The 20,110-nt window shown below is 62.4% G+C and carries 17 protein-coding genes; 16 read left to right on the top strand and 1 reads right to left on the bottom strand.

What is annotated here, in order from left to right:
• Positions 1 to 99: 99 nt before the first annotated feature.
• From LJE63_01465 to LJE63_01410, 12 genes are all read left to right on the top strand, one after another.
• Positions 100 to 1,401: a phenylacetate--CoA ligase gene (locus LJE63_01465; protein ID MCG6905264.1), complete on the top strand. Its 1,302-nt coding sequence runs from the start codon at positions 100 to 102 to the stop codon at positions 1,399 to 1,401.
• A gap of 40 nt (positions 1,402 to 1,441) precedes the next feature.
• Positions 1,442 to 1,873, top strand: a complete 432-nt coding sequence (locus LJE63_01460) for an ACT domain-containing protein (protein MCG6905263.1) — start codon at positions 1,442 to 1,444, stop codon at positions 1,871 to 1,873.
• Between the two features lie 174 nt (positions 1,874 to 2,047).
• Positions 2,048 to 3,214 carry an ABC transporter substrate-binding protein gene (locus tag LJE63_01455; protein ID MCG6905262.1) on the top strand — a complete coding sequence of 389 codons (1,167 nt, stop codon included), beginning with the start codon at positions 2,048 to 2,050 and terminating at the stop codon, positions 3,212 to 3,214.
• Positions 3,215 to 3,306: 92 nt separating this feature from the next.
• A complete protein-coding gene (locus tag LJE63_01450; protein ID MCG6905261.1) occupies positions 3,307 to 4,182 on the top strand; it encodes a branched-chain amino acid ABC transporter permease in 876 nt (291 codons plus the stop codon).
• A gap of 7 nt (positions 4,183 to 4,189) precedes the next feature.
• Positions 4,190 to 5,146 carry a branched-chain amino acid ABC transporter permease gene (locus LJE63_01445; GenBank protein ID MCG6905260.1) on the top strand — a complete coding sequence of 319 codons (957 nt, stop codon included), beginning with the start codon at positions 4,190 to 4,192 and terminating at the stop codon, positions 5,144 to 5,146.
• On the top strand, positions 5,118 to 5,915 hold the full coding sequence (locus LJE63_01440; GenBank protein ID MCG6905259.1) for an ABC transporter ATP-binding protein: 798 nt from the start codon (positions 5,118 to 5,120) through the stop codon (positions 5,913 to 5,915). Before LJE63_01445 ends, LJE63_01440 begins: the two co-directional genes overlap by 29 nt.
• A 160-nt stretch (positions 5,916 to 6,075) precedes the next feature.
• Positions 6,076 to 6,816 carry an ABC transporter ATP-binding protein gene (locus LJE63_01435; GenBank protein ID MCG6905258.1) on the top strand — a complete coding sequence of 247 codons (741 nt, stop codon included), beginning with the start codon at positions 6,076 to 6,078 and terminating at the stop codon, positions 6,814 to 6,816.
• Positions 6,813 to 8,093 (top strand): AMP-binding protein, encoded by a 1,281-nt coding sequence (locus tag LJE63_01430; protein ID MCG6905257.1) that lies wholly within the window; start codon positions 6,813 to 6,815, stop codon positions 8,091 to 8,093. Before LJE63_01435 ends, LJE63_01430 begins: the two co-directional genes overlap by 4 nt.
• A 175-nt stretch (positions 8,094 to 8,268) precedes the next feature.
• Complete coding sequence (locus tag LJE63_01425; GenBank protein MCG6905256.1) at positions 8,269 to 8,445, top strand: hypothetical protein; 177 nt, start codon at positions 8,269 to 8,271, stop codon at positions 8,443 to 8,445.
• Between the two features lie 76 nt (positions 8,446 to 8,521).
• A complete protein-coding gene (locus LJE63_01420) occupies positions 8,522 to 10,828 on the top strand; it encodes a GspE/PulE family protein (protein MCG6905255.1) in 2,307 nt (768 codons plus the stop codon).
• Between the two features lie 105 nt (positions 10,829 to 10,933).
• A complete protein-coding gene (locus tag LJE63_01415) occupies positions 10,934 to 11,359 on the top strand; it encodes a hypothetical protein (protein ID MCG6905254.1) in 426 nt (141 codons plus the stop codon).
• A 537-nt stretch (positions 11,360 to 11,896) separates the two neighbouring features.
• Complete coding sequence (locus LJE63_01410) at positions 11,897 to 12,355, top strand: hypothetical protein (GenBank protein ID MCG6905253.1); 459 nt, start codon at positions 11,897 to 11,899, stop codon at positions 12,353 to 12,355.
• Between the two features lie 30 nt (positions 12,356 to 12,385).
• On the opposite strand, the gene LJE63_01405 is transcribed toward LJE63_01410, so the two are convergent.
• Positions 12,386 to 13,387 carry an endonuclease/exonuclease/phosphatase family protein gene (locus LJE63_01405; protein ID MCG6905252.1) on the bottom strand — a complete coding sequence of 334 codons (1,002 nt, stop codon included), beginning with the start codon at positions 13,385 to 13,387 and terminating at the stop codon, positions 12,386 to 12,388.
• Positions 13,388 to 13,751: 364 nt separating this feature from the next.
• Here LJE63_01405 and LJE63_01400 point away from each other — a divergent pair, with 364 nt between their 5' ends.
• The 4 genes from LJE63_01400 to LJE63_01385 are packed head-to-tail and all read left to right on the top strand — an operon-like array spanning position 13,752 to position 20,017.
• The gene (locus LJE63_01400; protein ID MCG6905251.1) at positions 13,752 to 16,028 is read left to right on the top strand and encodes a PAS domain S-box protein; all 2,277 of its coding nucleotides are present in this window, start codon (positions 13,752 to 13,754) and stop codon (positions 16,026 to 16,028) included.
• A gap of 36 nt (positions 16,029 to 16,064) precedes the next feature.
• Entirely contained in the window at positions 16,065 to 17,423 is a 1,359-nt protein-coding gene (locus tag LJE63_01395) for a TrkH family potassium uptake protein (GenBank protein MCG6905250.1), read from the top strand.
• 13 nt (positions 17,424 to 17,436) lie between these two features.
• Complete coding sequence (locus tag LJE63_01390; GenBank protein MCG6905249.1) at positions 17,437 to 18,093, top strand: TrkA family potassium uptake protein; 657 nt, start codon at positions 17,437 to 17,439, stop codon at positions 18,091 to 18,093.
• A gap of 4 nt (positions 18,094 to 18,097) precedes the next feature.
• The gene (locus tag LJE63_01385) at positions 18,098 to 20,017 is read left to right on the top strand and encodes a cation:proton antiporter (protein MCG6905248.1); all 1,920 of its coding nucleotides are present in this window, start codon (positions 18,098 to 18,100) and stop codon (positions 20,015 to 20,017) included.
• Positions 20,018 to 20,110 lie beyond the last annotated feature (93 nt).

The following is a 20,110-nucleotide window of genomic DNA, read 5'->3' as shown; positions in this document are numbered from 1 at the left end:
TATAAAAGCTGCGGGTGACCTGAGCACCCCGCGGCTTTTTTCATTTGATCCTTACGGGATTTTTTTAAAGTATTTTTTTGGAAGAGGAGGGAAAGCGGGATGATTTTCGATATCGAATATGAAACCATGCCCCGGGAGGCCCTGGAAGCGATTCAATTGCGGCGGCTTCAGGCGACCCTCGCACGCGTCTATGCGGCCGTTCCTTTCTACCGCAAACAGTTTGACCAGGCGGGCCTCAAACCCGGCGACGTTCAATCGCTGAAGGATTTGCGCAAAATTCCCTTCACCACCAAACAGGATCTGCGCGAAAACTACCCCTTCGGCATGTTTGCCGTTCCCATGGACAACGTCGTCCGGATCCACGCCTCCTCCGGCACCACCGGCCAGCCCACGGTGGTGGGCTACACCGCCCGCGACGTCACCACCTGGGCCACCCTCATGGCCCGCTCGCTCTCCGCCGGGGGCGCCACCCGCGGCGACATTATCCACAACGCTTACGGCTACGGCCTGTTCACCGGCGGGTTGGGCGTCCACTACGGTGCCGAGAAGCTGGGGGCCTCGGTGATTCCGGTCTCCGGCGGCAACACCAAGCGGCAGATCGTCATCATGAAGGATTTCGGGCCCACGATCCTGACCGCCACCCCGTCCTATGCCCTGCATCTGGCCGAGGTCGCCGAAGAGATGGGGGTTTCGTTCCGGGATCTGCGCTTCAAGTACGGGATTTTCGGCGCCGAACCCTGGTCGGAGAAGATGCGCGCCGAAATCGAGCGCAAACTGGGCTTGGTGGCGGTGGACATCTACGGGTTGAGCGAGGTGATCGGGCCGGGGGTGGCCATCGAGTGCCATGAGGCCAAAAAAGGGCTCCACATTTTCGAGGACCATTTCATCCCCGAAATCATCGACCCCGCCACCGGCGAGGTCCTGCCCTACGGTGAACGTGGCGAGCTGGTCTTCACCTCCGTTACCAAGGAGGCCTTTCCGGTCATCCGCTACCGCACCCGGGACATCACCACCCTGCACGCCGAACCGTGCATCTGCGGCCGTACCCTGGTTCGCATGGAAAAGGTCAGTGGGCGCACCGACGACATGCTGATCATCCGCGGCGTCAACGTCTTCCCCTCCCAGATCGAAAGCGTCCTGATGGAAATGAAAGGCCTGTCGCCCCACTACCAGCTAGTGGTGGACCGTGAGGGCAATCTCGACACCCTGACGGTGCGGGTGGAGGTCGACGAGGGCGTCTTCTCCGACAAAGTCAAGCAGCTTCAGGATCTGGAGCGTCGCATCTCCAAAAACATCAAAGAATACCTCGGGGTTTCGGCCAAGGTCAAACTGGTGGAGCCCAAGGCCATCGCGCGCAGCGAAGGCAAGGCCGTCCGGGTGATCGACAACCGCAAGCTGTGATGGGACCCAAGACCGATGGTGCCCCCTGAAAGGAGGACGCATGTGGGTTAAACAGATCTCAGTCTTTTTGGAAAACACCTCCGGCCGGATCGCGGAGGTCACCGGGACCCTGGCCGAGGCCGGGGTCAACATCCGCGCCCTGGCCATGGCGGACACGGCTGATTTCGGCGTGTTGCGCCTGATCGTCGACAACACCGCAAAGGCCGAAGCGGCCCTCAAGGCCAAAGGTTTTACTGTCGGCAAGACCGATGTGGTGGCGGCCGAGGTCGAAGATCGCCCCGGCGGACTGCACCGGATTCTGCAGCTGCTGCACGAGGGGCAGATCAACGTGGAGTACATGTACGCCTTTGTTCAGCAAAGCGGCAACAACGCCGTGATGATCTTCCGCTTCGACCAGATCGAGAAGGCGGTCGCGCTGCTGCGCCAAAACGGCGTCACCGTGATTGATGACGACCGCATTTACCAACTATGACAGTTCCACCAAAAACCCAATTTCCGCCTTGCGCTGCATCTCGAAGTCACTGCGGCGTGCATAAGTAGGTCTCACGCCGCTGAGATTTGCGCGTCTCGAACTTGGCTTTTTTACGAAACCGTCTGATTTTTGACTTTTTACCGATTCATCAACCATAGGGAAAGGAGAGGTCGCATGAGCGCAACGACATCCATCCGCAAGCGTCTTTTACCCGTCATGGCCCTGGTCGTCGTAGGGCTGATGGCATTCTGCCCGGCCCCGCAGGCGGCCGAGAACCTCAAGATCGGGGGGGTCTTCTCGGTCACCGGCCCGACCTCCTTCCTGGGAGACCCCGAAAAAAAGAGCATGGAGATGGTGGTCGACGCCATCAACAGCGCCGGCGGGATTGACGGCCGGATGCTCGAAGCTGTCATCTACGATACCGAAGGCGATCCCCAGCGGGCGGTCAACGCGGTCAGCAAGCTGATCAACCGCGACGGGGTGATCGCGATCATCGGCCCCAGCCTGACCCCCACCACCCTGGCGGTCAAAAACCTGGCGCTCAATGCCAAGGTGCCGCTGATTAGCTGCGCTGCCGGCATCCAGATCACCGAACCGGTCACCCCCTGGGTGTTCAAGACCGCCCAGAGCGACGTCCTGGCCGTGGCCACCGTATACGGTCACATCCAGCGAAGCGGCCTTAAAAAGATCGGGCTGCTGAGCGTTGCCAACGCCTTCGGGGAAAGCGGCAAGCAGCAGCTGGAGCAGCAGGCCCCGGCCTTCGGGTTGGAAGTGGTCGCGGCCGAAAAATTCGGTGCCAAGGATTCGGACATGACCGCCCAGCTCACCAAGATCCGCAAGGCCGCCCCCGACGCGGTGATTTGCTGGGGAACCAATCCCGGACCAGCGGTGGTGGCCAAGAACTTCGGTCAGCTGGGGCTTGAAATGCCCCTCTACCAGAGCCACGGGGTGGCCTCCCCCAAATTCATCGAGCTCGCCGGCAGCGCCGCCGAGGGTATTTTACTGCCCACCGGCAAGATTCTGGTGGCCGGCCTGCTGCCCGCCGACGACCTTCAGAAACCTGTGCTGGAGGCCTACATTCAGCAGTTCGAAAGCCGCTATCAGATGCCGGTCTCCGGCTTCGGCGGCTATGCCTATGATGCCATGCAGCTCTTGGCCAAGGCCCTGGCCGGCACCGACGGCGACCCGGAAAAGGTGCGGGCCAATCTGGAGCAGATCACGGGCCATGTCGGGGTGTCGGGGGTATTCAATTTTTCACCCAGCGAACACAACGGTTTGGGCGCCGATGCCTTCGTGATGGTGCGGATCAAGGACGGCAAATGGGAACTGATCCAGGATTGAATCCGATCTGAAACCGGCCTTCCCGGGGTGCCAGCCTGCCACAGGGCGGGATTCGGGCGCCCCGGGAGGGATCGCGGCATCAGGAAAGGCCCATGCAGGAACTTTTGCAGTACCTTTTTTCCGGCATCACCAACGGTGCGATTTACGCCGTCATCGCCGTCGGCTTCGCTTTGCTCTTCAACGCCACCGAGCTGATCAATTTCGCCCATGGGGAGTTTGTCATGCTGGGGGCCCTGGGAATGGTCACCCTATACAACGGCCTGGGGCTGCCCCTGGCGGCGGCATTTCTGCTGACCACGCTGGGGGTGAGCGCCGTGGGTTTTCTCTTCGAGCGCTTCGCCATTCGGACGGTCAAACGCCCGGACGCCATCGTGCTGGTGATCATCACGGTGGGGGCCTCCATTTTTCTGCGCGGGGTCGCAATGCTCGGCTGGGGCAAAGACGCGCACAGTGTTGCCCCGTTTTCGGACCACCCGCCGCTGAGCATCGCCGGCGCCAACCTGCTGCCCCAGAGCCTCTGGATTCTGACCATCGTTCTGGGGGCGGTTCTCGGCCTGCATCTGTTTTTCACCCGCTCCCTGACCGGCAAGGCCATGCTGGCCTCCGCCATCAGCCGGCGGGCGGCCTGGCTGGTGGGGATCCCCACCGGGCGGATGGTGCAGCTGGCCTTTGTTCTGAGTGCGGCCATGGGGGCGGTGGCCGGTGTTATCATCGCACCGATCACCATGTGCAGCTACGACATGGGCACGCTTCTTGGTCTGAAAGGGTTCTGCGCGGCCATGCTGGGGGGGCTCGGCAGCCTGTGGGGAGGGGTGTTGGGCGGTTTCTTGCTGGGGGTGCTGGAGGCCCTGGGGGTGGGGTTTTTGTCCTCTTCCCTCAAGGATGCCATCGCCTTCGTCCTGCTACTGCTGATTCTCTACATTCGCCCGGCGGGTCTGCTCGGCGCCCGCAAGGTTCAGAGGTTTTAGGGTGCCCATGGTTGCCCGCTTTCTTCGCCGCAACTGGGCCTACCTCGTCTTCTTGGGGGGCGTCGGGGTCACCGGCTGCCTGGTGCAAAACGCCTACTACTTCCAGGTCCTGACCTTTATCGGGATCAATACCCTCCTGGCCCTGGGGCTCAATCTGCTGATGGGCTACGCCGGCCAGATTTCCCTCGGGCATGCCGCTTTTTACGGCATCGGCGCCTACACCACGGCCGTTCTGACCACCACCTGGGGCCTCTCCCCGGGGCTGGCGCTGCCCTGCGCCCTGGCCATCGCCGCGCTGGTGGCGCTGGTGGTGGGGCTGCCGACCCTCAAACTTTCGGGCTACTACCTGGGCATGGGGACCCTGGGCTTCGGTATGATCGTCCACATTCTGCTGCGCGAGTGGACCGAGGTCACGGGCGGGGCTTCGGGGTTTATCGGCATCCCGCCGCTGCAGTTCGGACCGATCGCCTTCACGGACCCGCGCGCATACTTCTATCTGGTCTGGGCGACGGTCCTGCTGAGTTTCATTCTCAGCCACCGCCTGATCCGCTCCCGGGTGGGGCGCGCCCTGCGCTCCATCCACGACAGCGAACACGCCGCCCGGGCGGTGGGGGTCGACACCCAGCGGCTCAAACTGCAGGTCTTCATTTTCAGTGCGATCCTGGCGGCGCTGGGCGGTTTTTTCTATGCCCATCTGATCAATTTCATCAGCCCCGACTCGTTCAACTTCCTGGTATCGGTGCGCATGGTGACCATGGTGGTGATCGGCGGGATGGCCAGCGTCTGGGGGGCGCTGCTGGGCGCCTGCCTGCTGACGCTGCTGCCCGAGTGGCTGCATGCCTTCTCGGACTTCGAAATGCTGGTCTACGGGTTGATTCTGATGCTGGTGATGATTCTGCTGCCCCAGGGGCTGACCCGGGGCCTTCTGGATGCCTATGAGCGCAGCCGCAAAAACCCAAGCTGAAGAAGCGCCCCTGCTTCTGCTTTCCTCGGTCAGCAAGGCCTTCGGCGGGGTCCAGGCCCTGCTGGAGGTGGGCTTTGCGGTGGCACCGGCCACCATTCAGGGGCTGATCGGGCCCAACGGGGCCGGTAAGACCACCCTTTTCAACATTATTTCCGGCTTCTACCCCCCCGACCAGGGCAGGATCCGCTACGCCGGCCGCGACACCGGGGGCCGCGCCAACACCGAACTGGTCCGGCTGGGCATCACCCGGACCTTTCAGAACGTCGAGCTCTTCGAAAGCATGAGTGTGCTGGAAAACGTCATGGTGGGGCAGCATGTGCAGTCCCGCTGCGGTTTCTGGGGCGCTCTTTGGCGAACTCCCGGGATGCGCCGCGAGGAGCGGAAAATCCGCGACCGTGCCATGGCGCTGCTGGAATTCGTCGGGCTCGGGGCCGTGGCAGATGACCGCAGCGGCGATCTGCCGTTCGGCTGGCAGCGGCTGCTGGAGATTGCCCGGGCGCTGGCCGCCGAGCCCCGCCTGCTGCTGCTGGACGAGCCGGCCGCCGGCCTGAATGCGGTTGAAACCCGTGAACTGGCCACCCTGCTGCTGCGGATCAAGGCCGAGGGCGTCACCCAACTGCTGGTGGAACATGACATGAGCCTGACCATGGAGATATGCGACCGGATCGCGGTTCTGGACCAGGGGCGGTTGATCGCTGAGGGCCGGCCGCGCGACATCCAATCAGACCCGGCGGTGATTGCGGCCTACCTGGGAGTGCAGCCCATATAAGCTTCAGTCGCCGGCAGCCGGCGGGGGATAGCCCCGTGCCTGAAGGCCGCGGCTGCCCGCTGTGCGCACAGGCTGCGAGTGCCCCCTCTGCTTGGGGATTTCCGTCCCCCGTGCGCGCACCTGACCCGGGCGTTTCTATCCGCGTCTTTTCGAGGGCCTCATGCTGCGAATTCGCAACCTCAAATGCTATTACGGCAAAATCATGGCCCTCAAAGGGGTCAGCCTGCACATCGGCCAGGGGGAGCTGGTCACCCTGATCGGAACCAACGGTTCGGGCAAAAGCACCCTGCTGCAGGCGATCTGCGGGCTGATGAACCACTGGGACGGTGAAATCCGCTTCAAGGATGCGTCGCTGCGGGGGTTCGACCCGCCCGCGGTGGTCAAAGCGGGGATCAGCCTGGTGCCCGAGGGGCGTCAGATTTTTCCGCCGTTGACCGTTGAGGACAACCTGATGCTGGGGGCCTACACCCGTTTGCGGCGGGGGGAGCGCCAGGCGGTGGCCCGGGACCTGGAAATGGTGAGCCAGCTCTTTCCGGTCCTGCGGGAAAGGGTGCAGCAGCTCGCCGGTACCCTATCCGGCGGGGAGCAGCAGATGTTGGCCATCGGCCGGGCGCTGATGGCCCGTCCGCAGCTCTTGGTTCTGGACGAACCCTCGATGGGACTTGCCCCGCTGGTGGTCACCCGCATTCTGGAAACCCTGGCCGATCTGCGCCGGGAAGGGCTGACGATTCTACTGGTGGAACAAAACGCCCGGGCGGCCCTGCAGATCGCCGATCGCGGCTACGTGCTGGAAACCGGCCGGATTGTGCTGGAGGGGCGGGCGGCCGACCTGCTGGTGGACGAGGAGGTCAAGCGGGCCTACCTGGGCAAAGACTACCGGGATTTCGACGAAGGGAGATGAACCCCGTGATCCACATGGACCCCCAAGAGCGCCGCCAGCTTCAGCTGGAGCGGCTGCAGAGCACCCTCAACCGGGCCTGCCGCAACGTCCGTTTTCACCAGGAGCGATTCGAGGCCGCGGGACGCGACCCCGCCGAAATTCAGCGCCTCGAGGACCTCCAGCGCATTGGCTTCACCTATCGCCGGGACCTGGGGGAGCACTATCCCTACGGGTTGTTTGCGGTGCCGCTGCGGGACATCGTCCGCATTCACACGGCCTCGGGCACCACGCTCAAGCCGGCCGTCAGCGGTTACACCCGCCAGGATCTTCTGGTCTGGCGCGAGATCGTCGCGCGCGCGCTGGAGGCCGGCGGCGTCAGCCCGGCGGACATTCTCCAGATCACCCTGGATCCCGGGCTCTCCAACTGGGGCCGGGACTACAAGGAGGGGGCCGAGGCCGTGGGGGCCAGCGTGATTCCCTATACCCCGCTTTCCCTGGAAAAGCAGGTCATGGTGCTGCGCGATTACAGGACCTCGGTGCTCGTCACCACCCCGGCCTCGGCCGGACAACTGGCGATGCACCTCCATTTAACCGGGGTGCAACCAGCCCTGCTGGGGCTGAAGCGCCTGATCCTGGTGGGTGAACCCGTTGCGGCCGGGCTGCGCGCGCAGCTGGAGGCCCGGTTGCAGGTGGAAACCTGGCAGCACTACGGCCTCAGCGAGGTCCCCGGTCCGGCAATCGGGTTCGAATGCAGCCGGCACGCGGGACTGCACATCAACGAGGACCATTTCCTGCCCGAAATCGTGGACCCTGCCAGCGGGGAGGTTCTGCCGGAAGGCGAAACCGGCGAGCTGGTCCTGACGACCTTGACGACCCGCGCCTTTCCGTTGATCCGCTTCCGGACCGGTGATCGCGCGCGCTTCATTCCCGGCTTCTGCGACTGCGGCGTGACCCTGCGGCGCATCGCCTGGCTGGCCGAGCGCACCGACGAGATGCTGAGCATCCGCGGGGTCAAGGTTTCACCGGATCAGGTGCGCGCCACGATCCAGGCGGCTTTGGGGCGGCTGCCGCGGAACTGCCGTTTTTTTCGCAGGGTCCAGGACGCGCGCCACTGGCTGGAAGTCTGGATCGGGATTGACGATAGCCTGTTCTCAGACGAGATCAAAGAGCTCCAGCGCGTGATCCAGACCGTCGGCAGTCGCCTGGAGGAGGGGCTCGGGGTGCCCGTGACGGTTCGGATTCTTGAGGGGCGCTCATTTGCGACCGACCCCGGCGACCCGGAATCCGGCCGCGGCTGATGGGCCCGGGCGGGTGGGTGGGGCCTGGATCAAAGGGCGCGCTTTTTTGGTGAGGCCGATAAATTGGGTTTATTTTCCGGGAACCGCTGTCGATTATTATACTGGCTCCCGCCGAGCACAAGGGTGTTACATGAAAGGAAGCAATCGGAGCGTTCAGATCGTTTGGGGTGTTCTCTTGATCGCAGCCGGCATCGGCGTTTTCATCCGCATCCCGCAGGTCATGCCGCAAATCGCCCAAATCGAGCAGTTCTCCTCCATTCTTTCATATATCCGCTTTTGCTTTTACCTGATTGGGGCCATGCTGATCGGCGGAGGTGCGAAGAAACTCCTGGAACACCTGAAGAAGCCATGATCAGGGGCGGCACGGGGCCTGCCATCGGCGGTCTTGTGCATGTTAACGGCCAATACCCAATGGAATCCGATTCATTATGCAAAATCAGACCAAAGTGTCCCCCCCGGCCAGCCAGCCTGTTCAGGCCCTGAAAATCAAACCCACCGGCAGGCCGTCGCTGCAGGAAATCAGCGACCGAATTTACAACGCCGCCAACCTCGAAGAAATTCAGATCTACCTCAAGGACGACATCACCGCCCTTTTCGGTGCTGAGCGCTTGTCGGTGTATGTTATCGACGGGGTCAAACGGGAGTTGGTCTCCAAGGTCAAGGCCGGTGAGGAGACCAAGGAGATCCGCATCCCGATCACCACCGCCAGCATCGCCGGCTACTGCGCCACCAAGCAGAAAATCGCCAATATCAAAAACGTTTATGACGCCGAGGAGCTGGCCAGGTTAAGCCCCGAAATGAAGTTCGATGCCAGCTGGGACAAACGCACCGGCATCACCACCGGTCAGGTGCTGGCCGGGCCGATCCTGTTCAAAACGTTTTTGCTGGGGGTTATTCAGGTCCTCAACCGCAAAGACGGCCAGGCCTTCTCGGAGGCCGACGAACTGGCGCTGGAGGAGCTGTCCAAAAAACTCGGCATTGCCCTTTACAACCAAAAGCGCATGGCCGCCCGGGGCAAAACCAACAAGTTCGAATACCTCCTGGAAAACCACATCGTCACCCAGAAAGAGCTCAAGCACGCGATCTCCAGCGCCCGCCAGAAAAAGATGTCCATCGAATCCTACCTGATGAAGGAGCTCAAGGTTTCCAAGAAGGACATCGGCAATTCCTTAAGCCGCTACTACGACCTGCCGTTTGTGGAGTTCCACAAGAACATCGCCATCCCCGGCGAGCTGCTGGTGGGGCTCAAGGTGCCCTTCATGCGCAACAACGCCTGGGTGCCGCTGCGGCTGGAGGACGGCAAGATCGTGATCGCGGTGGACAATCCCCACGACCTGCAGAAGATCGATGAAATCAAGGCGCTGTTCATCGGCAAGAGCCTCAAATTCTGCGTTGCCCTGAAGCAGGACATCCTCGACATGATCAGCCTCTTCACCCAGAGCGACAAGGAGCTGGCCGAAATCGACCAGATCCTCTCGCAGCTGGAGGATGAGGCCACGGAAATCGAGGAGAGCGATGGCTTGGACGAGGCCGACAGCGCCGTGATCCAGCTGGTCAACAAGATCATCCTGGATGCCTATGCCCGGGGCGGATCGGATATCCATATCGAACCCTATCCCGGCAAGCAGAACACCCAGGTGCGGGTGCGGGTTGACGGCAACTGCTACCTTTACCAGACGATCCCCTACCACTATAAAAACGCGGTCATCTCGCGCATCAAGATCATGGCCGACCTGGACATCGCCGAGCGCCGCAAGCCCCAGGACGGCAAAATCAAATTCAAGAAATACGGCGGCAAGGACATCGAACTGCGGGTGGCCACGATCCCCACCCAGGGGGGGCTGGAAGACGTCGTCATGCGCATCCTGGCCGCCGGTGAGCCAATCCCCTTGGACAAGATGGGGTTTTCGGAGCGCAACTTCAAAAACTTTACCAGCGTGGTCAAACAACCCTACGGGATCATTTTTGTCTGCGGCCCCACCGGCTCCGGTAAAACCACCACCCTGCACTCCGCCCTGGGGTATATCAACAAGATGGAGACCAAGATCTGGACCGCCGAAGACCCCGTTGAAATCACCCAGCCGGGGCTTCGCCAGGTGCAGGTCAAACCCAAGATCGGCTTCGATTTTGCCGCGGCCATGCGCGCCTTTCTGCGGGCGGACCCGGATGTCATCATGGTGGGCGAAATGCGCGACAAGGAAACCACCCAGATCGGCATCGAGGCGTCGCTCACCGGTCACCTGGTCTTTTCGACCCTGCACACCAACAGCGCCCCCGAAAGTATCACCCGTTTGCTGGACATGGGGATGGACCCCTTCAATTTTGCTGACGCGATTCTGGCCATTATGGCCCAGCGTCTGGTGATGACCCTGTGCTCGGAATGCAAGCAGGCCTATCACCCCAGCGAGGAGGACTATCAGGAGCTGGTGCGCGAATACGGGGCCGATGCCTTCCAGCGCAATGTCAAAATTCCTTACTCCAGTGACCTGACCCTCTATCGCCCCAACGGCTGCGATGTCTGCAACAACACCGGCTACCGGGGACGTATGGGGCTGCACGAACTCCTGATGGGCACCGACGAGATCAAAAAGCTGATCCAGAGCAAGGCCCGCATGGAAGAAATCCGCGAGCAGGCCATCCGGGACGGGATGTCCACCCTCAAGCAGGACGGCATCGAGAAAATCTTTGCGGGCCGCTGCGACCTCATCCAGGTCCGCAAAGTCTGCATCAAATAAGTGTTGGCCCCAGCGAGGGGCTCAACACGGCCGTGCGTCGGCCCGATTTCAGCCCCTCGGGCAAATGGCTTTCACGGTGCAGGCAAGCGGGTTGAGATGAACCTTATGAGAATTGGCGCCTTGCGGATTTTCGCGACAGTTTTGACACTCCTGCTGATCTGTGGTTGCAGTGCACCCCAAGGGGGGGTCGGGATTGAATGGGGATCCCAGCTATCGGACGGGTATCCCGAGGGCCGGGTGGCCCCCCCGAAAGGGCCGCCGCCCCATGCCCCTGCCCACGGCTACAGAGCCAAACACTGCTATCGGTATTATCCCTCACGCGAGGTCTACTACGACACGGGCCGGCGCCTTTATTTTTACATCGAAGGCGGGCTGTGGAAATCGGGCGTTTCGCTGCCCTATCATCTTCAGGTGGACCTCGGTGATTACCAAACGGTGGAAATTTACAGCGATACGCCTTACACGCACCATGAAAAAACCCAAAACAAGGGAAACCAGAACGGGTATTCCAAAAAGACGAAGAAGCAGTAAGGGTGAACCTTATTTGCGGATAGGTGCGTGATCCTTTCAATCGGGGAAATTCCCCATCCCGATACAGCTCCCGAAGCCTCCCTGGGCCTCCCGTTCGCGATACACCCAATGGACGGGCCGCCAACTTCACGTCCACGGCACGCCAATTCGGTGCCCTCGCGCGGGGGGTGGCGCGCCTGCCGCCCCCAACGGATTCCCCGCCCCGGCCAAATCAACCGCCTGCTTCGAAGTTTGCCAATCCCCAAAGGCCGGTGATTTGCGCTTGTCCCGGGCATTCGGACAGCCTTTCGCGGGCCCTCCGGCCGTAGACCAGCCCCGTTATGATGATGATCATAGAGCTGCGCTGCCAGGGTCGGCAAAATTCCCCCAGCGGATGACCGTCAGGCGGCGCCTCAACCCCTCCCACCAGGGGTCTTTGGACCCAGATAACGATAAACGAGCAGGCCAGGGCTGGGATGTCCCAGCGGCCCCTGCCGCGGGGCGGATGGCCGGGAGGCTGGACCGCTGGTGGGACTTTTTCTCTGACGGAGGATGGCCATGATCGTACGCAAGGAGATTCATATCGACGCCCCCCTGGACGTGGTCTGGGGGGCTTTTTCGCGGTTGGAGGAGTGGTCGCAGTGGAACCGCGTCTGCACCGACTGCTGCTACCTGGAGGGCCGGGAACTGATCGTCGATGCCTGCTTTGCCTTCACCATCACCCCGCTTTTCTTCCCGCTGCGGGTCACTCCCCGGATCGTCCTGTGCGATCCCGGGCGGGAAGTGGTCTGGCAGGGGGGGAAATTCGGTGTGCAGGCGGTTCACCGGTTCCTGTTTTCCGAAGAAAACGGTGGAGTGCACCTGCTCAGTGAAGAAACGTTCAGCGGCCCCCTGCTGGTCGCGGGTCTTTTGCTGCGCGTTCCCCAGCGGCTGCATAGGCTGACCGAAACCTTCATGGAGGGCATCAAGGCCTACGCCGAAGCCTGCGCCGGGAAAGCCCGTATCACCCCGCCTTGAAATGGGTTGCCGCAAGGTGATTTTTTGGGGCTAGAGGTCAAAAACGGCCGTGATCGGGGCATGATCCGAGCCGGCCTCGCCCAGCCGCGCGCCGGGATGGTCGTCCACCGCGGGCAGCCCGTCGCCGATGGCGTCGACGTGGCTGTCCACTGCGGGAAGCCGGCGAGGCTTTCCCGGCAGCAGCTCCTGGCTGACGAAAATGTGATCGATGAGCTCTCCGGTGCCCCTGTACTTTCTGGAATATCTCCTGGCGGTCGGAATCAAGTGGGCCAGGTTCCAGAGGCGCGTGTCGTCCCCCTGATCCGATCGGTTGAGGGCCCGTCGGTTGTTGATCTCGCTGCCTCCGGGCCCCTTGAGGATCTGGGTGGTCGCCGCGTCCACGACGTCATTCAGATCGCCGAGCACGATCAGCGCCCGGCAATCGTTTTCGGCCAGCAGCGCATTGGCCTTCACCCGCAGGGTGACGGCCTCGGCGGTGCGCTTCATCAGCGCCATGCCCGCCACCCAGGCGCGCTCATCCTCATCCTGGGGTGAGAAGCGTGCGCGGCCCGACCGGCTGGGGTAGGTCAGCAGCTTCGATTTCAAGTGCGCGGTGATCAGGTGAACCGCAACACCGGCCTTGGGGTGTACCGCCACCAGAAGGGCGCCGCGGCCCATCCGGGAAACCGCGACGGGGTTGCCCTTGCCGTCGATTCCCGGCACAGAGGGGAGTCCCTCCTCCGGAAAAGCCACGAAATCCAAGGGCTCGTGAAGCTCCAGTTTGGAGATGAACCCCACCCGGATCCCCCGGGGATCCGGGTGGGCCGAGAGTCTGGTGTGGTGGTAGCGGTTCTGCAGCCTCGCCAGCAGGTCCGTCAGGGCTTCCTGGTCGCCGACCTCCTGGACGGCCAGAACATCCGGATCCAAATTAAGAATGACCGCCGCCAAACTCTCCAGCTTGGCCTGGTAGGCGGCATCCGTCGGAGGGCCGGAACTGCTTCCCGGCAGGTAGAGGTTCTCCAGATTCCACGTCGCCACTTTGAATTTCGTCATGGTGCACTCCTTTCTGGCCTTGGCCTGCGGGGTGTGGGGACTTTCGTCGATCTTTACGATCGATTATATTCCGGGCCGCACCTTTTTTGAAACCAAAAAATGCCGCCAATTGAGGCCCGCATCGATGGGCTGCCGGCATCCCAAGGGCCAGCCGCCACCCGCGGGGAAACACTGTGGATCCACCCGCAGACTGGCGCCGGCGTTAAGCTTGTGATAACGATGACCGCACGGCCGCGAGCAGGCCTTCTCCGGCCAAACGCCTCGATCGCCGCCGCATGGCTGGCCCACTGCGGCCGCCTGGCGCGTCCTCACCCGCCGCCATGGTGGACGGCATCACCCCAAAATCCGGCCTGAAAGGGCAACGATGGAAAGCGAACCCCACTACCGCAGCCTGTTTGAAAACAATCATGCCGTGATGCTGATCATCGACCCGGACGATGGTGCGATCGTTGACGCCAATCCCGCCGCCTGCGCCTTTTACGGCTGGCCGCACGAGGTGCTGACCCGAAAGAGAATTTCCGATATCAATACCCTCGACGGGGCCCAGATTCGCAGCGAGATGGCGGCGGCCGTCGGCAAACGGCGGGATCATTTCACCTTTCGCCACCGGCGCGCCGACGGGTCGATCCGGGTTGTGGAGGTCCTCAGCGGGCCGATCCAGGTGCGCGGCCGCCAGTTGCTCTACTCCATCGTCGATGACATCACCGAGCGCAAACGGATCGAAGAGGCCCTGGCAAGGAGTGAGGCGTTTCAGCGGGCCATGATCGCCTGCTCGCCGGTGGCACTCTACAGCATCGATCTCCAGGGAAACGTGTTGACCTGGAACGCCTCGGCCGAGCGGATCTTCGGCTGGAAGGCCGATGAGGTCCTGGGCCGGCCCCTGCCCATCGTGCCCGACGACAAACAGGCCGAATTCACCCGCCTGCGCGGCCTTCTGATGGCCGGCCAGAATTTTTCCAACCTTCAGCTGGTGCGGCGTAAAAAGGACGGCAGCCCGGTGGACTGCAGCCTTTCCACCGCGCCCATCCTGGATGACGACGGCGCGGTGATCGGCATCATGGGGGCGGTGGAGGACATCACCGAGCGCAAGCGCGCGGATGAGGCGCTGCGGGCGAGTGAGCAGCGCTTTCGACTGCTGGTGGAAAGTGCGCCGGATGGGGTTTTTGTTCAGAGCGGGGGAAATTTCAGCTATCTGAATCGGGCCGCAGCCCGGCTTTTCGGCGCCGCGGCACCCGAGGAACTCATCGGTCGACCTGTTCTGGAGCGCCTGCACCCCGATTTCCGCCAAGTGGTTTGCGAACGCATGCACCGTTTGAACCGCAAGCAAGCCACGGCTCCGCGGCAGGAGGAGGTCTTTTTGCGGCTTGACGGCAGCCCGGTGCATGTCGAGGTGACGGCGGTTCCCATCCACTTCGGCGGCGCCGACGCGGCCTTGGTTTTTGCACGCGACACCACCGAAATTATCCAGGCCCGGCTTCAGCAGAGCTATCTCGAAGAACAGCTTCACCAGGCCCAGAAGCTGGAATCCGTTGGCCGTTTGGCGGGCGGTGTGGCCCACGACTTCAACAATCTTCTGTCGGTCATTCTGGGCTTCAGCGAAATGGTGCTGGCAGACGCCGGGTGCGGCCATCCGCACCGCGATCCGCTGCGGGCCATCCATGAGGCCGCCCAGCGGGCCAGGGATCTGACCCGCCAACTGCTGGCCTTCAGCCGCAAACAGCTGCTGGAAATCAAGGTGGTGGACATCAACCAGGTGGTGGCCGGTTTTAAACGCCTGCTGGGGCGTCTGCTCGGGGAGGATATCGCCTTGAAGTTCATGCTGGCAGCGCGGCCCCTGACCGTCAAGGCGGATGCCGCACAGCTGGAGCAGGTGCTGATGAACCTGGCGGTCAACGCCCGCGATGCCATGGCCGAGGGCGGCACCCTGACCATCGCAACCGCGGCGGTGGCCCTGGACAACGCCTACACCGCCAACAAGCCGGGTCTGACCCCCGGCGATTATGCCATGATCGGGGTCAGCGACACCGGCTGCGGCATGCATCGGGACATTCTGAGCCGCATTTTCGAGCCCTTTTTCACCACCAAGGACAAGGAAAAAGGCACGGGGCTGGGACTGGCCACCACCTACGGGATCGTCAAGCAGCACGAGGGCGGCATCTGGGCGCACAGCGAACCGGGCCGCGGAACCACTTTCAAGGTCTACCTGCCGCTTTGTTCGGAGCCGGCGACCGTGGTCGCCGTTCAGACTGTTCAGGACAAGGATGATGTTGCCGGTGCCGCGACGGTTCTGGTGGTGGAGGACGATGCGGCCGTGCGCCGCCTGGCCGTGGACATTCTGAAACGCGGCGGCTACCGGGTGATCGATTCCGATTCGGTGGAAGACGCCGTCCGGCGGGCCGCAGGGCATGACGGCCCCCTCCACCTGGTGCTCACCGATGTCGTCATGCCGGGAATGAAGGGCCCCGAGGTTTACGCCCGCATCTGCGCACACCACCCCGAGGCCAAGGTGCTTTACATGTCCGGCTACACCGAAAACGTGATTGCCCACCGCGGGGTGTTGCAGGAAAACGTCGCGTTTATCCAGAAGCCGTTTTCAGTCGCGGGCCTGCTGGAGAAAATCGGCCAGCTGCTCCGTCGGTAGCTGAAAACCTGAAAGCGGTGGACGTGGCGGGAAAAGATGATCTCGTGGCTTCGAAACCGGGTGCGCCGGGCGCACCCCACCAACTTGCTGCTGCTCAGCTACCTGGCGGCCATCGCCGCCGGGACCCTGGCCTTGATGCTCCCGGCGGCCACCGTCGAGGGCGCCATCAACGCGCTCGACGCGCTCTTTACGGCCACCTCGGCGGTCTGCGTCACGGGTCTGATCGTCGTGGACACCGGCACCTACTTCACGCGCTTCGGTCAGGCCGTGATCCTCTTGCTGATTCAGATCGGCGGTTTGGGGATCATGACGCTTTCCGTGGCGCTTTTTCAAATCATCGGCAAAAAGGTGGTCTTTCAGCAGCGCATGGCCATGCAGGAGATTTTTTCGCACGCGCCGCGGGAGGACATCTATTATCTGATCCGCGCGGTGCTGCTGTTCACCTTTGCCGTCGAGGCCACCGGAACGGTCCTGCTGTTCTTTTACTGGCGGCCCGCGTTCCCTTTTCCCGAAGCGCTCTTCAGGGCCGTTTTCCATGCGGTCTCCGCCTTCTGCAACGCCGGCTTTTCCCAATTCAGCGACAGCCTCATGGACGGGCGGACATCGCTTTACTTGAACTTGACGATCTGCGGCCTGATCATCCTGGGCGGGATCGGTTTTCCGGTGGTCTACGAAATCTACCGCCGGTCCCTGCGCGGCGAACGCGGCAAGGTGTCGCTTCAGACCAAAAGCGTCCTGGTGACCACCGTCGGCCTGATCTTTGTCGGCGCTCTGGTGATCCTGATGTCCGAAAAGCCCCTGAGCGCTTCAAACCCCCAAGGCCTGTTGACGGCCTTTTTCCAATCGGTCACCTGCCGCACGGCCGGTTTCAACACCATCGAGATCGCCTCCCTCAACACGGCCACACTGGCCTTCATGATGTTTCTGATGCTGGTGGGGGCCTCGCCGGGGTCCTGCGGGGGCGGCATCAAAACGACAACCCTGGCCGTCCTGGCGGCCTTTTCCTGGAGCCGTTTGATGCGCCACAAATGCGTCAATCTGTTTCAAAAGACGATTCCCCAGGAAACCGTCAGCAAGAGCATCTCGGTTTTGGTGTTTTCGCTGACCGCAATCTGCATCGCCGTTTTCCTGATCGTTTTCATGGACCCCAATCACGGTGCGCGGGTCCAGGGGAATCGTCAATTCTTGAGCTTCCTTTTCGAAACCATTTCGGCCTTCGGTACGGTCGGTCTTTCCATGGGCGTGACGCCCGCCCTCTCCTGGTCCGGCAAGCTGGTGATCATCTTGCTGATGGTCATCGGCCGGGTGGGGGTGCCGGCCTTCACCTATATTGTCGCCGGCGGCGGGTCCACCAAAGGGGTGCAATACGCAGAGGAAAATCTGATGATCGGATAAGGGGGAGGGGACCATGAAGCGATTTGCCGTGATCGGCAACGGAAATTTTGGTTTTTATGTCGCAAAGGCCCTTTACGAGAACAAAAACGAGGTGATCGCCATCGACCGCAGCAAGGAGCGGGTCCAGGCGGTCGAACCGTTTTGCACCAGCGCCATCGTTCAGGATGTGACTGACATGGAAGCCCTCAAAGGGTTGGGGCTGAGCGAGTTGGATGCGGTGATTGTCAGCACCGGGGCCAACATCAAACCCAGCATCCTGATCTGCTATCATCTCGCCCGGTTGGGGGTCAAACGGATCGTCGTCAAGGCCGAGGACGACGATCACGGGGAGATCCTCAAACTGCTGGGGGCTTCCGAGATCATCCGACCGGGCATGGACATGGCCAAGCGCCTGGCGGTGCAGCTGACCTCGCCCAACATCCTGGAGTTTCTGCCGTTGGAGGAAGAGTACACCATCGCCCAGGTCGCACCGCCGGCACCGTTTACGGGCCAGTCGCTGCGGGATCTCGATCTGCGCCAGCGCTACGGGGTCAACATCATCGCCATCAAAGAGCTGGTCCCGGAGCGGTTCGTGATGGTTCCCTCGGCCGATTTTGTGGTCAAGGACAGCGATCTTCTCATCATGATCGGCAAGGAAGCGGATTTAAAGAAAATTAAAGAGTTGAAGTGAACCCATGACGGCCTCGATTTTTTACAACCCCGGGCTGACCATCGCCCTGGCGCTGGCCATGGGCATGGTCGCCCAGGCCGTGGCGCACCACCTGCGCATTCCGGGCATCGTTTTGCTGCTGGCCGCCGGCGTGGCCTGCGGGCCGGACGGTGTGGGAATCATCCACCCGGCCGCTCTCGGTCCGGCGCTCAACATCCTGACCGGATTCGCCGTGGCGGTGATTCTTTTCGAAGGCGGGTTGAACCTGAAGTTCAGGCGCCTGAAGCGCGCCCAGCACTCCATCCGGCAGTTGATCCTTGTGGGCGGGTTGGTGACGGTCGCCGGCGGTGCAGCCGCCGCGCATTACATCATGCGCTGGCCCTGGCAAACCGCCCTGCTGTTCGGCACCCTGGTGATGGTGACCGGCCCCACCGTGATCAACCCGCTGCTGAAACGTCTCAAAGTCAAACGTTCGGTGGCCACCATACTGGAGGCCGAGGGGGTCCTGATCGATGCCCTTGGCGCGGTGGTGGCGACGGTGGCGCTGGAGGCCGCCCTCGGCCCCGCCCACGGCAGTCCGCTACTCTGGGGCTGGCATGTGGTCTCGCGGCTGGCCTTCGGGGCGGGAATGGGGGGTGTCGCCGCTTTGCTGCTGATTTTTTTCTACCGGGTGCGGTGGCTGATCCCCGAGGGAACGCAGAATGTGTTCACCCTTGCCGCTGTTCTGGCCCTGTTCCAGGGAGCCAACCAGATGCTTTCGGAAAGCGGCATCGCCGCCGTGACCATGGCCGGGATCGTCATCGGCAACTACCGGACCTCGGTTTTGCGGGACCTGGCGGAATTCAAGGAGGAGCTGACCGTGCTGTTGATCGGGATGCTCTTTGTGCTGTTGGCGGCCGACGTGCGCCTGCCCCAGGTCCTGGGCCTGGGCTGGCCGGGGCTGGGGGTCGTCCTGGTGCTGATGTTCGGGGTGCGCCCGGCGGCGGTTTTGGCCGGCACTTGGCTTTCGGGCCTGAACTGGCGGGAGCGTCTTTTCATCGCCTGGATCGGCCCCCGGGGGATCGTGGCCGCGGCGGTGGCCTCTTTTTTCGCCGCCGCCTTCGGGGCGCGCGGACTGCCCGGCGGTTACGAGCTGCGGGCACTGGTGTTTCTGGTGATCGCGGTCACGGTGGTTTTCGCGGGCCTAACCGGCGGGCCGATGGCCGGTGTCTTGGGCCTGCGGCGACCCAGCCAGAAGGGCTGGGTGGTGCTGGGGGCCAACGGCCTGGCGCGCGGGGTGGCCAAGTTGTTCAAGGAAAACGGCCAGGAAATCCTCTGCATCGATTCCAATGCGGACCATTGCAAGGCGGCCGAAAACGACTGCACCCGGGTTATTTACGGCAACGGGCTGCAGACCCGAAACCTGCTGCGGGCGGAAATCGACACCCGGCGGGGGGCGCTGGCGCTGACCGCCAACGATGCGGTGAACTATCTTTTCATCCAGAAGGTGAAAGCCGAGGCCAAAACGATTGCGCTTTACTGCGCTCTCAAAACCGACACCGAGTCCCTGACGGCCAAGATGCTCCACGAGACGGACGCCCAGGTGGCGTTTGGCAAAACGCTGGACGTCGATCTCTGGAACCGCCGCTTCGATGCCGGCCAGGTCTACCTGCAGGTCTGGCAGCCGGCGAAGCAGCCGCCGGCCGAGATCGGCGCCGAATCGCTTGTGAGCGAATACACCGGAAACGGGCTGATCGCAGCGGTTGTGCGCCGCAACGACAAGCTCTCACCCGTCGGTGACGGTCTGCGGATCAAGAAAACCGATCAGGTCTTTTTTTTCGTTTTCGAAGCGGACCTCAAAACTGCCGGTGAATTTTTAGATCAAAACGGCTGGCGGCGAAGCGACAGCTTCGGCAGCGATGCCTTTTCGACCTCCACGTGCCGCCTGGTGACAAGAAAAGCATGACAAGCGGCGCTGCAATCCAAGGCGGATTAAACGTTTAGAAGGGCAGGATCTGCACCCCGCCGATGGCCTCGGGCAGGTTTCCGCCCAGGCTGT

Source organism: Desulfobacteraceae bacterium (assembly GCA_022340425.1).
Lineage (GTDB): Bacteria > Desulfobacterota > Desulfobacteria > Desulfobacterales > JAABRJ01 > JAABRJ01.
The sequence above is the reverse complement of the archived record's forward strand: the minus strand, read 5'-3'. Positions and strand labels throughout refer to the sequence as shown.